The sequence below is a fragment of the Paraburkholderia sp. BCC1884 genome (assembly GCF_900996225.1).
In the GTDB taxonomy this organism is placed as follows: domain Bacteria; phylum Pseudomonadota; class Gammaproteobacteria; order Burkholderiales; family Burkholderiaceae; genus Paraburkholderia.
Map to the genome: position 1 here is coordinate 202,987 of NZ_CAAJGL010000068.1, position 12,851 is coordinate 215,837.

The window sequence follows — 12,851 nt, forward strand, 5'->3', positions numbered from 1 at the left end:
TTCATGACGTCCCCCAATACAACGACTCAAGGCGCGGCCGACCCGATCCAGTCTTATCTGGACAGAGGTCTGCGCAACTACTGGTATCCCGTGGCACCGAGCTGGCAAGTCGGCGACGCGCCGGTCGGCATCACGCGTCTCGGCGATCAGATCGTCCTGTGGCGCGACAAGGAAGGCAAAGTCCGCGCGCTCGAAGACCGCTGCCCGCATCGCGGCGCGCGTCTGTCGCTGGGTTGGAATCTCGGCAGCAGCGTTGCGTGCTGGTATCACGGCATTGAAATCGACGGCAGCGGCGAAGTCACCAAAGTGCCGGCCGTGTCGAACTGCCCGCTGGAAGGCCAGAAGTGCGTCAAGTCGTATCCGGTCGAAGAACACGCCGGCGCGATCTTCCTGTGGTTCGGCGATGACGCGCACAAAGAACCCACGCCGCTCGTCCTGCCCGAGGAGTTGGTCGGCGAGGAGTACGCGAGCTTCCTGTGCGTGTCGAACTGGAAGTGCAATTACCAGTACGCCATCGACAACGTGATGGACCCGATGCACGGCGCGTATCTGCACGCGACTTCGCACTCGATGGCGGACGGCGACAAGCAGGCCGACATGCGTGTGCGCAAGACCGAAACCGGTTTGATGTTCGAAAAGGTCGGCCAGCGCGACGTGAACTTCGACTGGGTCGAACTCGGTGAAACCGGTTGCCTGTGGATGCGCCTCGCGATTCCGTACAAGAAGAAGTTCGGTCCGGGCGGCAACTTTGGAATCATCGGCTTCGCCGTGCCAGTCGATGAAGACAACTGCCAGGTCTACTTCTGGCGTACCCGCAAGGTGCAAGGCTGGCAGCGCGACGCGTGGCGCTTCATGTATCGCAACCGTCTGGAAGGTTTGCACTGGGCCGTGCTCGAGCAAGACCGCTACGTGCTGGAAAGCATGGCGCCGAATGCACGCAATCAGGAATTCCTCTATCAGCACGACGTCGGCATGACGCGTGTGCGCCGCATGCTGCGTCAGCGTGCGCAGCAGGATTTCGCGGCGCTGGACGCGCATCGCGCTCAAGCGCAAGCAGCGGACGCCGGCCAGCAAGCAGAAGCAGGCCACAGCCATGCATAACGAAGCGCTCGACGGTCGCCGGGTTCTGGTGACGGGCGGCGCGCGTGGTCTCGGCGCCGCGTTCGTCCGTGCGCTGGTTCAAGCCGGCGCGCGAGTGGTGTTCGGCGACGTGCTGCACGACGAAGGTCGTGCACTCGCGGCATCGCTTGCCGCGCAAGGACACGCGGCGACGTATCTGCCGCTCGATCTCGCCGATCCCGCCAGCATCACGCAATTCGCGCAGCAAGCCGCCGCGCAACTCGGCGGCCTCGATGCGCTGATCAACAACGCGGCGATCACCAACTCCGGCGGCAAGTTCGCCGACGAGTTGTCGGTCGACACATGGGACGCGGTGATGAACGTCAACGTGCGCGGCACCTGGCTGATGAGCACCGCTGCGCTGCCGTTTCTGCGCGATTCGGCCCGCGGCTGCATCGTCAATATCGCCTCGGACACGGCGATGTGGGGAGCGCCGAAGCTGCTCGCTTATGTCGCCAGCAAGGGCGCGGTGATCTCGATGACCCGCTCGCTGGCGCGCGAATTCGGTGCGCACAACGTGACGGTCAACGCGATCGCGCCGGGCCTCACGGAAGTCGAAGCGACTGCTTATGTGCCCGCCGAGCGTCACCAGTATTACTTGCAAGGCCGCGCGCTGCCGCGTGCCCAGGTGCCCGACGACGTGACCGGGCCGGTGCTGTTCCTCTTGTCCGATGCCGCGCGCTTCGTGACGGGCCAACTGCTGCCGGTGAACGGCGGCTTCGTGATGAATTGATCTTGTCGAATCGAAAGGAGAAGGAAATGGCGGACGCCGATATCGAACGCAAATCGTGGGAACAACCTGCGGACGCGAGTTTTGGTCAATGGCTGGACAGCCGCGTGGCGCGTCTGGAAACGCGTCGCTACGACTGGGATGCACTGAAGTTCCAGGCCGACTACGACCCGAAATATCGCCGCGCGCAAATGCGCTACGTCGGCACCGGTGGCACCGGCGTCGCGAAAGACATGAACACGGTGCCCGCGGGCGGCTTCACGTTTTCGACGATGGTGATCCCGGCCGGCAACATCGGCCCCAGCCACATCCATATGGATGTCGAAGAGATCTTCTTCGTGCTGCGCGGCAAGATGAAAGTGGTCTGCGAGAAAGACGGTGAAACGTGGGAAGCCGTGCTCGGCGAACGCGATCTGATCTCGGTGCCGCCGGGCGTGTACCGCACGGAAGTGAACATCGGCGAAGAAGACGCGCTGATGTGCGTGATGCTCGGTTCGGCGAAGCCGATCACGCCGACGTATCCGCCGGATTCGCCGCTCGCCAGGCTCAAGCGTTAAGCCGGCTTCGTTGTTTTAAACCACCCGCGAAGGAAATCATGTCCGCTGTCCCGTCCGTCACCGTCGATCAGAACGCCTCGCTCGAAGCACGCCTTGCGCGCTTCCCGGCGCAGCAGACCTGGTTGGCCTCGCAACGCGCGGTGAGCTATCGCGAAGTGGATAGCGCAAATAGCGATGCGCTACCGCTCGTGTTGCTGCACGGTATCGGTTCGGGTGCGGCGTCGTGGGTGCAGCAGTTCGAAGCGCTTGGCACGACGCGTCGCGTTTTGGCGTGGGACGCGCCGGGCTACGGCGCCTCCACGCCGGTCGCGGCGGACTCGCCGAACGCAGGCGACTACGCAAGCGTGCTGAAGGAATGGCTCGACGCGCTGGGCATCGAACGCTGTGTGTTGCTCGGACACTCGCTCGGCGCGATCGTTGCGGGTGCGTTTGCCGTGGCGCAACCGATGCGCGTCGCCGGCTTGTTGCTGTTGTCGCCTGCTGGCGGGTACGGTTCCGCGTCCGCAGAGGTGCGCAATACGAAACGCGATCAACGCCTCGCGATGTTGAGCGAACTCGGCCCGCAAGGACTCGCCGATAAGCGCAGCAGCAATATGTTGTCGGCTCACGCAAGCGACGAAGCCCGCGCGTGGGTGCGCTGGAACATGTCACGCGTGATCCCGCGTGGCTATGCTCAGGCGACGCATCTACTCGCCAACGCCGACCTCGCGAGCGACCTTGCGCGTCACACCGGCCGCATCAATGTTGCAGTCGGCGCCGACGACACCATCACGCCGCCCGACGCCTGCGAACGGCTCGCGCTCGCCGCATCCACCCAATTGCAGATTGTGCCGCGAGCAGGACACGCCGGCTATATCGAAGCACCCACCGCGTACACCGCGATCATCGACACGTTCTGTCGCGCCTGCGACGGACAACGGAGCCAATGAAATGACGCCCGACACGATTAACGCCGAGCGCGACGCGGACGACGACCGCAACGACACCAGCAGCGAGTCTACGTACCGCGTGCCGGGTCTCGAACGCGGTCTGAAGATCCTCACGGAGTTCTCGCCGCGTGAGCCGGTCCTCGGCGCACCGGAGTTGTCCAGGCGCCTGAAGATTCCTCGCACGACGGTATTCCGTCTGCTGCAAACACTCGAATCGCTTGGGTTTCTCGAGCGGGCCGACAAGGATCGCAACTATCGACTCGGCGTCGCCGTGCTGCGGCTCGGCTTCGAGTACCTGAGCTCGCTCGAATTGACGGACCTCGGCTTGCCGATCATCGAAGCGCTGCGTGACGACACCGGTCTTACGAGTCACATCGTGATTCGTGACGGACGCGATGTCGTGTTCGTCGCCAAGGCGCAAAGCCATGCGCCGATTTTCAGTTCGGTGAAGGTGAACGTCGGCACCCGTCTGCCCGCTTATGCGACTACGCATGGCCAGGTGCTGATGGGCGACATGTCGCTCGACGATCTGAAGAAGCTGTATCCCGAACCGGAACTCGAGCGCTACACGAAGCAAACGCCGGCCACCGTCGACGACCTGTACGAGCGGGTTCGCGACGACGCGCAACGCGGTTTCGCGATCAGCGAGTCGTCGTTCGAGCGCGGCATTTCGGTAGTCAGCGTGCCGGTGCGTAACGACACGGGGCGCATCGTCGCCGTGATTACCACGACGATTCCGCGCCACGAGATCGACGCGTCGCTGCTCGACAGCGGCCTGATCGACAAAGTCCGCCGCGCGGCCGACGAACTCTCGCAGCGCCTCAATTACCGGCCGAACTCCGGCCCGAATTCGGGCAGTCAATACATGAAGGCATTGGGGCTCTGATGATCCAGATCGACTTGACCGGACAGGTAGCGGTGGTGACGGGCGGTTCGTCCGGCATCGGCCTCGCGACCGCCGAACTGTTTTTGCAAGCCGGCGCTTCGGTCGCGATCTGCGGTCGCGACACCGAACGTCTAGCGCAAGCGGAGGCCGCGCTGAACGTGCAGTTTCCCGCTGCGCAACTGCTCGCGCGCCGCTGCGACGTGCTCGACGCCGACGACGTGAGCGCCTTCGCGCAAGCCGTGCAGGCGCGCTTCGGCCGCACCGGCATGCTGGTGAACAACGCGGGTCAGGGCCGCGTGTCGACCTTCGCCGACACCACCGACGAGGCCTGGCGCGAAGAACTCGACCTCAAATACTTCAGCGTGATCCGCCCGACTCGCGCGTTCCTGCCGATGCTGCGCGATGCGGCGAATCCGTCGATCGTCTGCGTGAATTCGCTGCTCGCACAGCAACCCGAACCGCACATGGTCGCAACCTCGTCGGCGCGCGCGGGCGTGCAGAACCTCATCAAATCGCTCGCGGTGGAACTCGCTCCGCAGCGCATTCGCGTGAATTCGATTCTGATCGGCATCGTCGAATCGGGTCAGTGGCGCCGCCGTTACGCGACGCAGGCGCAGCCAGGCCAAAGCTGGGAAGACTGGACCGGCGAACTGGCGCGCAAGAAAAACATTCCGCTAGGCCGCTTCGGTCGCCCCGAAGAAGCCGCTCAAGCGCTCTTTTATCTGGCTACGACGCTGTCGTCCTATACGACGGGCAGTCACATCGATGTTTCTGGAGGCGTTGCACGACATGTCTAATAAAACCACCGTTGGCGAACTGATCGCCGCCTTTCTCGAGCAATGCGGCGTTCAAACCGCATTCGGCGTGATCTCGATCCACAACATGCCGATCCTCGATGCGATCCATAACCGCGGCAAGATCCGCTACGTCGGCGCACGCGGCGAAGCCGGCGCGCTGAACATGGCCGACGGTCTCGCACGCGTTTCCGGCGGCCTCGGCGTCGCCTTCACCAGCACCGGCACCGCGGCGGGCAACGCAGCAGGCGCGATGGTCGAAGCGCTGACGGCCGGCACCGCGCTGCTGCACGTCACCGGCCAGATCGAAACCGAATACCTGGACCAGGACCTCGCGTATATCCACGAAGCGCCGGACCAGTTGTCGATGCTGTCGTCGATCTCGAAGGCCGCATTCCGCGTGCGCTCGGTCGAAACCGCGCTGCCGACGATCCGCGAAGCCGTGCGCGTCGCGCAAACCGCGCCGAGCGGCCCGGTCAGCGTCGAGATTCCGATCGACATTCAAGCGGCCGAAGTCGAATGGCCGGCCGATCTCGCCGCGCCGCATATCACGACGCTTACGCATTGCAGTACGCGCGTCGCGCAACTCGCCGAGCAACTCGCGAAAGCCAGGCGCCCGCTGCTGTGGCTGGGCGGCGGCACGCGTCACGCGACCCGGGCGGTCGAGCGTCTGGTGGCGTTGGGCTTCGGCGTGGTGACCAGCGTGCAGGGCCGTGGCGTGCTGCCGGAAGATCATCCGGCGACGCTTGGCGCGTTCAACGTGCATGCCTCGGTCGAGAGCTTCTATAAGACGTGCGATGCGCTGGTGGTGGTCGGTTCGCGTCTGCGCGGCAATGAGACGCTGAAATACAAGTTGGCGTTGCCGCAACCGTTGTATCGCATCGACGCCGACGCGCTCGCCGATAACCGCGGCTATCGCAACGAGATGTTCATTCACGGCGACGCGGCTTCCGTACTCGATGAACTGGCGACGTTGCTCGAAGGCCGCCTCAAGGTCGATCCGACCTTCGCGCAAGACCTGGCCGCCGCGCGCGAAACCGCCGTCGCCGACGTAGGCAAGGGCCTCGGCCCGTACAAGCGTCTCGTCGACGCACTGCAAGCCGCAGTGGGCCGCGACTACAACTGGGTGCGCGACGTCACGATTTCGAACAGCACGTGGGGCAACCGCATGCTGAAGATTTTCTCGCCGCGCGCGGGCGTTCATGCTCTCGGCGGCGGCATCGGTCAGGGCATGCAGATGGGAATCGGTGCCGCGCTTGCAGGCAACGCGGCGAAGACGGTGTGCCTCGTGGGCGATGGCGGCCTGATGGTCAACGTCGGCGAGCTCGCGACGGCCGTGCAGGAAAACGCCAACGTGATGATCGTGCTGATGAACGATCAGTGCTACGGCGTGATCCGCAATATTCAGGACGCGCAATACGGCGGCCGCCGCTGCTACGTCGATCTGCACCAGCCGGATTTCGCGCAGTTCTGCGAGAGCTTGAAGCTCACGCACTACCGCATCAAGTCGCTCGACCAGGCCGACGCGATCATCCGCGAAGGCATGGCGAAGACGGGTCCGGTGCTGGTCGAAGTGGACATGTTGTCGGTCGGCTCGTTTGCCACCGCGTTCGCGGGTCCGCCGGTCAAGAAAGAGGAGCCGGAACATGCGTGATGCCGGCTACGCGGGGCACCACGCACCCGTCGATGTCGCGATGATCGGCTTCGGCGCGATTGGCCAGGCGGTGTATCGCTCGGTCGCCGCCGATCCAACGGTGCGCGTGTCGCACGTGATCGTGCCGGAACGCCACATGGCGTCGGTGCGCGAATTCGTGGGCGATTCGGTGGACGTGGTGACCTCTGTATCCGCATTGAGCAGCCAGCCGCATTTCGCGTTGGAATGTGCCGGTCATAGCGCCCTGGTCGATCACGTGGTGCCCTTGCTGAAGTCCGGCACGGATTGCGCGGTGGCCTCGATCGGCGCGCTATCCGACATGCTGCTGCTGGACGCGCTGTCCGCCGCCGCCGATGAAGGCGACGCCACGCTGACGCTGCTGTCGGGCGCGATCGGCGGTGTGGATGCGCTCTCCGCGGCCAAGCTCGGCGGCCTCGACGAAGTGCTGTACACCGGCCGCAAGCCGCCCACGGGCTGGCTGGGCACGCCGGCCGAACAGCTCTGCGATCTGAATGCGTTGACCGAAGAGCGGGTGATCTTCGAAGGCAGCGCGCGCGAAGCGGCGCGGCTGTATCCGAAGAACGCCAACGTAGCCGCGACGATCGCGCTGGCCGGCCTGGGTCTGGACCACACCACGGTTCGACTGATCGCCGACCCGAGCGTGACGCGCAACGTGCACCGCATTCTCGCGCGTGGCGCGTTCGGCGAAATGTCGCTCGAAATGTGCGGCAAACCATTGCCGGATAACCCCAAGACATCCGCCTTGACGGCGTATAGCGCGATTCGCGCGCTACGCAATCGTGCCGCGCGTTGCGTGATTTAAGCCATTAGCTGAAGCAAACTGGAATGACCGACATGACTCAATTCGATACCAGCCTCGTGCCCACCGGCGATATTTTCATCGGCGGCGAATGGCGGCAAGGGCGTGGCAAACCGTACACCAGCCTGTATCCGGCGGATCAGTCGGTCAACCTTGAAATCTCGACAGCCGACGCCGACGACGCCCGCGACGCCGTGCAAGCTGCGGACATCGCGTGGCGAAAAGCGGACTGGTCGGGTCTGAAGCCGCATCAACGCGCGCTGATTCTGTATCGCATCGCCGATCTCATCATGGCGCGTCACGAAGCGCTCGCGCAATTGCAGCGTCGCGACAACGGCAAGCCGATCAGCGAAACGCGTGTGTTGGTGGCGAGCGCAGCCAACACCTTCCGCTACTTCGCGGCCTGCCTCGAAACGCTCGACGAAGAAGTCACGCCGTCGCGGGGCGATTATCTGACGATGAGCATTCACGAGCCGATCGGCGTGATCGCCGCGATTACGCCGTGGAATTCGCCGATCGCTTCGGATGCACAGAAACTCGCGCCGGCACTCGCAGGCGGTAACGCCGTCGTGTTGAAGCCGGCTGAAGTGACACCGCTGACTTCGTTGGCTTTGGCGCGCATCTGCGAAGAAGCCGGTGTGCCGAAGGGTGTGATCAGCGTGCTGCCGGGCAAAGGCTCGGTGATCGGCGACGTGCTGGTGCGTCACCCGCTGGTGAAGAAAGTGTCGTTCACGGGCGGCACCGAAGTGGGTCGCGGCATCGCGCGCATTGCAGCCGACAAGCTGATGCCGGTCTCGCTGGAACTCGGCGGCAAGTCGCCGACCATCGTATTCGACGACGCCGATCTCGATCACGCGGTCAACGGCGTGCTGTACGGCATTTTCAGTTCGTCGGGCGAGGCGTGCATCGCGGGTTCGCGCCTGTTCGTGCAACGCTCGATTTACGACGCGTTCATGAGGCGTCTTGCGGAAGGCGCGCGCAAGCTGCGCGTCGGCGATCCCTCGCGCGCTGAGACGCAGATGGGTCCGCTGATTACGCCGGCGCATCGCGAAACTGTCGAGCGTTATGTCGCGCTGGGTCTGGAAGAGGGCGGCCGACTGCTGTGCGGCGGCGAGCGTCCGGTGGGCGACGGCCGCGAGGCCGGCACCTACTTCCAGCCGACGATTCTCGAAGGCCTGACCAACAGTGCCCGCATCTGCCAGGAAGAAATCTTCGGCCCGGTGCTGGTGGCCATGCCCTTCGACGATGAAGCTTCGTTGCTGAAAGAAGCGAACGACAGCGTGTTCGGCCTCGCCGCCGGCATCTGGACGCGCGACTACAAGCGCGCTTACCGGATTGCCCGCGCGCTCGAAGCCGGCACCGTCTGGATCAACACCTACAAGCTGTTCTCGATCTCGACGCCGTTCAGTGGCTGGAAAGAGAGCGGCATGGGACGCGAGAAAGGCCGGCTCGGCATCCGCGAATACATGCAGCAGAAGAGCCTCTACTGGGGCTTGAACGACGCGCCGCTGGCGTGGGCAAATTGAAGACGCAAGATACGTAAGAGGCACGTTATGACGATTCTCGGCATTGAACAGATTATTTATGGCGTGACGGATCTCGACGCATGCCGCCGCTTTTTCGCGGATTGGGGCTTGAAGGAAGTTGCGCACGATGAAACGCGCGCGCGCTTCGAGACGCTGAACGGCTGCACGGTGCTTGCCGTCGAGGCCAACGATCCGTCGTTGCCGCCCGCATTCGAAGAAGGTCCGACGCTGCGCGAAGTGACATGGGGCGTGGCAACGAAAGCGGAACTCGACGAACTGCGCGGCCGTTTCGCCGGTCAGCCGGGTCATTTCGAAACGGACGAAGCGGTGGGTTGTATCGACCCGAACGGTATGGCGATTCGCATTGAAGTGACTCGCAAGCGTGCGGTGGACATTCACGGATCGCCGTCGAACGTGTGGGGCCAGACGCTGCGCGTCGATCAACCGTCGACGATTTACGAGCGCGCCGAGCCGGTCGAAGTGGGGCATGTGGTGTTCTTCACGAACCGTCTCGCGGAGCAGGAGAAGTTCTATCAGGAACTGCTCGGCTTCGAAATGTCGGACCGCTATCCGGGCCGTGGTGCGTTCATGCGCTGCGCGCCGCACGGCGGTCACCACGATATTTTCCTGCTGGCTTTGCCAAACGGTAAGCGCGGTCTGAACCACGTGGCCTTCACCGTGCGCGATATCCACGAAGTATTCGGCGGCGGCATGCACATCAGCCGATGCGGTTGGGACACGCAATTGGGTCCGGGTCGTCACCCGGTGTCGTCGGCTTACTTCTGGTACTTCCAGAATCCGGCTGGCGGCCTGATCGAGTACTACGCCGATGAGGATCAGCTCACGCCCGACTGGCAGCCGCGCGATTTCGAACCGGGGCCGACCGTGTTCGCCGAATGGGCGATCGACGGCGGGATCGACGGCAACACGCGGCGTCAGAAAGACGCCAGGGCGCCGGAAGGCAAGTTCATGACGGAGCGGAAAAATGACTGACGCTGCTGCTGACAAGGCACAAGCCGCGCATGCCGGACTCGAAACGCCGCGCACGATCGTCGTGATCGGCGGTGGTCAGGCGGCTGGGTGGGTCGTGAAGACCTTGCGCAAGGAAGGCTTCGACGGCCGCCTCGTGATGATCGCCGATGAAGTCCATTTGCCGTATGAGCGCCCGCCGCTGTCGAAGGGCGTGCTCTCCGGCGATGCGGATATCGATACCGTGCGGCTCGTGAAGCCGGAAGATTTCGACGCGCTGAATGTCGAAGCATGGCAACCGGATAGCGCGACGTCGATCGATCGCGAACAGCGTATCGTGCGCACGCGGTCAGGCCGTGAAGTTCAGTACGACCGTCTGGTGATCGCGACCGGCGGCGCAGCGCGCCGCTTGCCGGAAGCGCTCGTGAAGACCTCACACGTCGTCTATTTGCGCACGCTCGACGAAGCCGTCGCGCTCGGCGAACGGCTGCGCGCCAGCAAGCGCGTGCTGGTGGTGGGCGGTGGCTGGATCGGCCTGGAGGTGGCGGCCACGGCGCGCAAGCTCGGCGTTGAAGCGTCGGTGATCGAAGGCGCGTCGCGTTTGTGCGCGCGCTCGTTGCCGCCGATGGTGTCCGGCTTTCTTCTGGACTTGCATCGTGCGAACGGCGTGGACGTGCGCCTCAACGCATCGTTACTGACGATCGAAGATCATCCCAACGACGCCAACCGCATCCGCGCAACCTTCAAGGACGGCTCGACCCTGGACGCCGATTTCGCCGTCGCCGGTATCGGCCTTACGCCGCATACGGCGCTGGCTGAAAACGCGGGCGTGAAAGTGGACGACGGCATCGTGGTCGATCACTTCGGCGCGACCGACGACCCACGCATCTTCGCGTGCGGTGATGTCGCCAATCATCCGAGCGCGTGGTTGAAGCGCCGCGTGCGGCTCGAATCGTGGGCCAACGCGCAGAACCAGGCGATCTCCGCAGCGAAGGCGTTGCTCGGCAACTTCGAACCGTACGCGGACATTCCGTGGTTCTGGTCCGATCAGTACGACGTCAATCTGCAGATCCTCGGCAACATTCCGGCCGATGCGCAACTCGCCGTGCGCGGCGATTTGCCGGGCAAGCGCGCCACGCTTTTTTATCTGGAAGACGGCGCGATTCGCGGCGTGATCGCCATCAACACGCCGCGCGAACTGAAACTGTCGCGCAAGTGGATGAACCAGGGCCGGACGATCGACCTTGCCACCTTGACCGACGCCTCAACGGCACTTGCCTAACCACATCTACGGACGGCACCACGGCATGAGAACCATCGACAACACCATGGGGGACCGCAGCAGCGCCGGTGTCTCAGGCCCCGTGACCCGGGGCTCGATCATTGCGCGTCTCGAACGGATGCCCAAGAATGCGATGCAGGTGCGCGCGCGCATTCTGATCGGACTGGCGACGTTTTTCGACGGCTTCGATGTGATCGCGATCGCGGCCACGCTGCCGATCCTGATCGCGAAGTGGCATCTGACGCCGTGGGAAATCGGCTTTCTGATCGGCTCCGGCTCGGTGGGCCAGTTGATCGGTGCGTTTGTGTTTCCGTGGTATGCCGAGCGCAATGGACGCGTGAAGGCGATTGCGTTGAGTTCCGGGATCATCGGCATTACGAGTATTGCGTGTGGTTTTGCGCCGACGTTCGCCGCGTTTATCGTGCTGCGTGTGATTCAGGGGTTGGGGCTCGGCGGCGAATTGCCGGTGGCCGCGACCTACATCAACGAGATCAGCCGTGCGCATGGCCGTGGACGTTTCGTGCTGTTGTATGAAATCGTTTTCCCGGTGGGCTTGCTGGCGTCGAATGCGTTAGGTGCCTGGATCGTGCCGCGTTTTGGCTGGCAGGCGATGTACTTTATCGGCGGCATGCCGTTGATTCTGTTCTTCGTGTTGCGCAAGCTCGTCCCGGAATCGCCGCGTTGGCTCGCCGAGCGTGAACGGATGGCCGAGGCGGACGCTGCCGTGCATGCATTCGAACGTGCCGCGAAGGGTCCGTTGCCGCCGGTGGTGCATTCGGCGGAGTTCGAGGCGATGGCGAATCGTCACCCGAAGCGTCGTATGAGCGATCTGTTCGGTCCGGCGTATCTGAAGCGTACGCTGGCTGTGGCGATGTTGTGGGTGACGTGCGGCTTCATTCAGTACGGACTGTCGACGTGGCTGCCGACTATCTATCGCACGGTGTATCACGCGCCTTTGCAACTGGCGCTGAATCTGGCGGTGGCGGCTTCGGTGCTGGGCGTGGTGGGATCGCTGACTTGCGCGTTGCTGGTCGACAAGGTGGGACGCAAGCCGATTATCAATCTGTCGTTCATAGCATGCGCGATTTCATTGTTGCTGGCGGGCGTGTTCCACGATTCGTCGGTGTATGTGGTGGCCACGTGCTGTGCGTTTTCGCTTGGGTTTCTGGCTTGCGGCTTCATTACCGCTTATGTGTACACGCCGGAGTTGTATCCGACCAGTATCCGTGCGATGGGTTGCGGTGTGGGCGGCGCGTGGCTCAAAGTGGCCGCGATCTTCGCGCCGGCTATCGTGTCGAAGACGATGATCGGCGGAAATTTGCAGGTGGCGTTTTATATTCTCGCGGCGGTACCGTTTCTGGCGGCGATCGCGGTGCACTTTCTTGGGATTGAAACCAAGGGGAAAGTGTTGGAGCAGTTGGAAGCTTGAGGGATTGAATGGTGGCATTGAAGCGTTTGGTGGGCGGTTGATGGTGTAGTGCCGCGATAGTGGGGAGACGAAGGGCGCACCGGGTGGTGCGCCTTTTGTTTTTTGGGGATGGGGATTGTGGGAGTAGTGGGTTGCGTGTGGGGATGTCGCTCGAAA

At 63.5% G+C, this 12,851-nt stretch carries 12 protein-coding genes; all 12 read left to right on the forward strand.

Translation table 11 applies throughout. The features are described 5' to 3' along the window. Positions 1–3 precede the first annotated feature (3 nt). From FQ705_RS07835 to FQ705_RS07890, 12 genes are read left to right on the forward strand one after another with little or no spacing between them, the layout of a single operon-like run. Positions 4–1,101 carry an aromatic ring-hydroxylating oxygenase subunit alpha gene (locus FQ705_RS07835; protein WP_144139234.1) on the forward strand — a complete coding sequence of 366 codons (1,098 nt, stop codon included), beginning with the start codon at positions 4–6 and terminating at the stop codon, positions 1,099–1,101. Next, positions 1,094–1,852, forward strand: coding sequence for an SDR family oxidoreductase (locus tag FQ705_RS07840; RefSeq protein ID WP_144139237.1), 759 nt, complete (start codon positions 1,094–1,096; stop codon positions 1,850–1,852). The genes FQ705_RS07835 and FQ705_RS07840 overlap by 8 nt, the downstream gene beginning before the upstream one ends. Positions 1,853–1,878: 26 nt before the next feature. Further along, on the forward strand, positions 1,879–2,406 hold the full coding sequence (locus FQ705_RS07845) for a cupin domain-containing protein (RefSeq protein ID WP_144139240.1): 528 nt from the start codon (positions 1,879–1,881) through the stop codon (positions 2,404–2,406). Positions 2,407–2,444: 38 nt separating this feature from the next. Continuing rightward, positions 2,445–3,335 (forward strand): alpha/beta fold hydrolase, encoded by an 891-nt coding sequence (locus FQ705_RS07850; protein ID WP_144139243.1) that lies wholly within the window; start codon positions 2,445–2,447, stop codon positions 3,333–3,335. Between the two features lies 1 nt (position 3,336). Beyond that, on the forward strand, positions 3,337–4,221 hold the full coding sequence (locus tag FQ705_RS07855; protein WP_144139246.1) for an IclR family transcriptional regulator: 885 nt from the start codon (positions 3,337–3,339) through the stop codon (positions 4,219–4,221). Continuing rightward, positions 4,221–5,018: an SDR family oxidoreductase gene (locus FQ705_RS07860; RefSeq protein ID WP_144139249.1), complete on the forward strand. Its 798-nt coding sequence runs from the start codon at positions 4,221–4,223 to the stop codon at positions 5,016–5,018. Before FQ705_RS07855 ends, FQ705_RS07860 begins: the two co-directional genes overlap by 1 nt. Then, entirely contained in the window at positions 5,011–6,669 is a 1,659-nt protein-coding gene (locus tag FQ705_RS07865; protein ID WP_144139252.1) for a thiamine pyrophosphate-binding protein, read from the forward strand. Before FQ705_RS07860 ends, FQ705_RS07865 begins: the two co-directional genes overlap by 8 nt. Continuing rightward, complete coding sequence (locus tag FQ705_RS07870) at positions 6,662–7,492, forward strand: aspartate dehydrogenase (protein WP_144139255.1); 831 nt, start codon at positions 6,662–6,664, stop codon at positions 7,490–7,492. Before FQ705_RS07865 ends, FQ705_RS07870 begins: the two co-directional genes overlap by 8 nt. A gap of 32 nt (positions 7,493–7,524) precedes the next feature. Continuing rightward, positions 7,525–9,015, forward strand: a complete 1,491-nt coding sequence (locus FQ705_RS07875; protein ID WP_144139258.1) for an aldehyde dehydrogenase — start codon at positions 7,525–7,527, stop codon at positions 9,013–9,015. A gap of 27 nt (positions 9,016–9,042) precedes the next feature. Further along, a complete protein-coding gene (locus FQ705_RS07880) occupies positions 9,043–10,008 on the forward strand; it encodes a VOC family protein (protein ID WP_144139261.1) in 966 nt (321 codons plus the stop codon). After that, the gene (locus FQ705_RS07885) at positions 10,001–11,266 is read left to right on the forward strand and encodes an NAD(P)/FAD-dependent oxidoreductase (protein WP_144139265.1); all 1,266 of its coding nucleotides are present in this window, start codon (positions 10,001–10,003) and stop codon (positions 11,264–11,266) included. The genes FQ705_RS07880 and FQ705_RS07885 overlap by 8 nt, the downstream gene beginning before the upstream one ends. A gap of 25 nt (positions 11,267–11,291) precedes the next feature. Next, positions 11,292–12,695: an MFS transporter gene (locus tag FQ705_RS07890; RefSeq protein WP_144139268.1), complete on the forward strand. Its 1,404-nt coding sequence runs from the start codon at positions 11,292–11,294 to the stop codon at positions 12,693–12,695. The last annotated feature ends 156 nt before the right edge of the window (positions 12,696–12,851 follow it).

Coding starts and splice junctions, on each gene's coding strand:
- FQ705_RS07850 (WP_144139243.1), top strand. CDS start 2,445: ATGTCCGCTGTCCCGTCCGTCACCGTCGATCAGAACGCCTCGCTCGAA.
- FQ705_RS07880 (WP_144139261.1), top strand. CDS start 9,043: ATGACGATTCTCGGCATTGAACAGATTATTTATGGCGTGACGGATCTC.
- FQ705_RS07865 (WP_144139252.1), top strand. CDS start 5,011: ATGTCTAATAAAACCACCGTTGGCGAACTGATCGCCGCCTTTCTCGAG.
- FQ705_RS07885 (WP_144139265.1), top strand. CDS start 10,001: ATGACTGACGCTGCTGCTGACAAGGCACAAGCCGCGCATGCCGGACTC.
- FQ705_RS07875 (WP_144139258.1), top strand. CDS start 7,525: ATGACTCAATTCGATACCAGCCTCGTGCCCACCGGCGATATTTTCATC.
- FQ705_RS07845 (WP_144139240.1), top strand. CDS start 1,879: ATGGCGGACGCCGATATCGAACGCAAATCGTGGGAACAACCTGCGGAC.
- FQ705_RS07860 (WP_144139249.1), top strand. CDS start 4,221: ATGATCCAGATCGACTTGACCGGACAGGTAGCGGTGGTGACGGGCGGT.
- FQ705_RS07870 (WP_144139255.1), top strand. CDS start 6,662: ATGCGTGATGCCGGCTACGCGGGGCACCACGCACCCGTCGATGTCGCG.
- FQ705_RS07835 (WP_144139234.1), top strand. CDS start 4: ATGACGTCCCCCAATACAACGACTCAAGGCGCGGCCGACCCGATCCAG.
- FQ705_RS07855 (WP_144139246.1), top strand. CDS start 3,337: ATGACGCCCGACACGATTAACGCCGAGCGCGACGCGGACGACGACCGC.
- FQ705_RS07840 (WP_144139237.1), top strand. CDS start 1,094: ATGCATAACGAAGCGCTCGACGGTCGCCGGGTTCTGGTGACGGGCGGC.
- FQ705_RS07890 (WP_144139268.1), top strand. CDS start 11,292: ATGAGAACCATCGACAACACCATGGGGGACCGCAGCAGCGCCGGTGTC.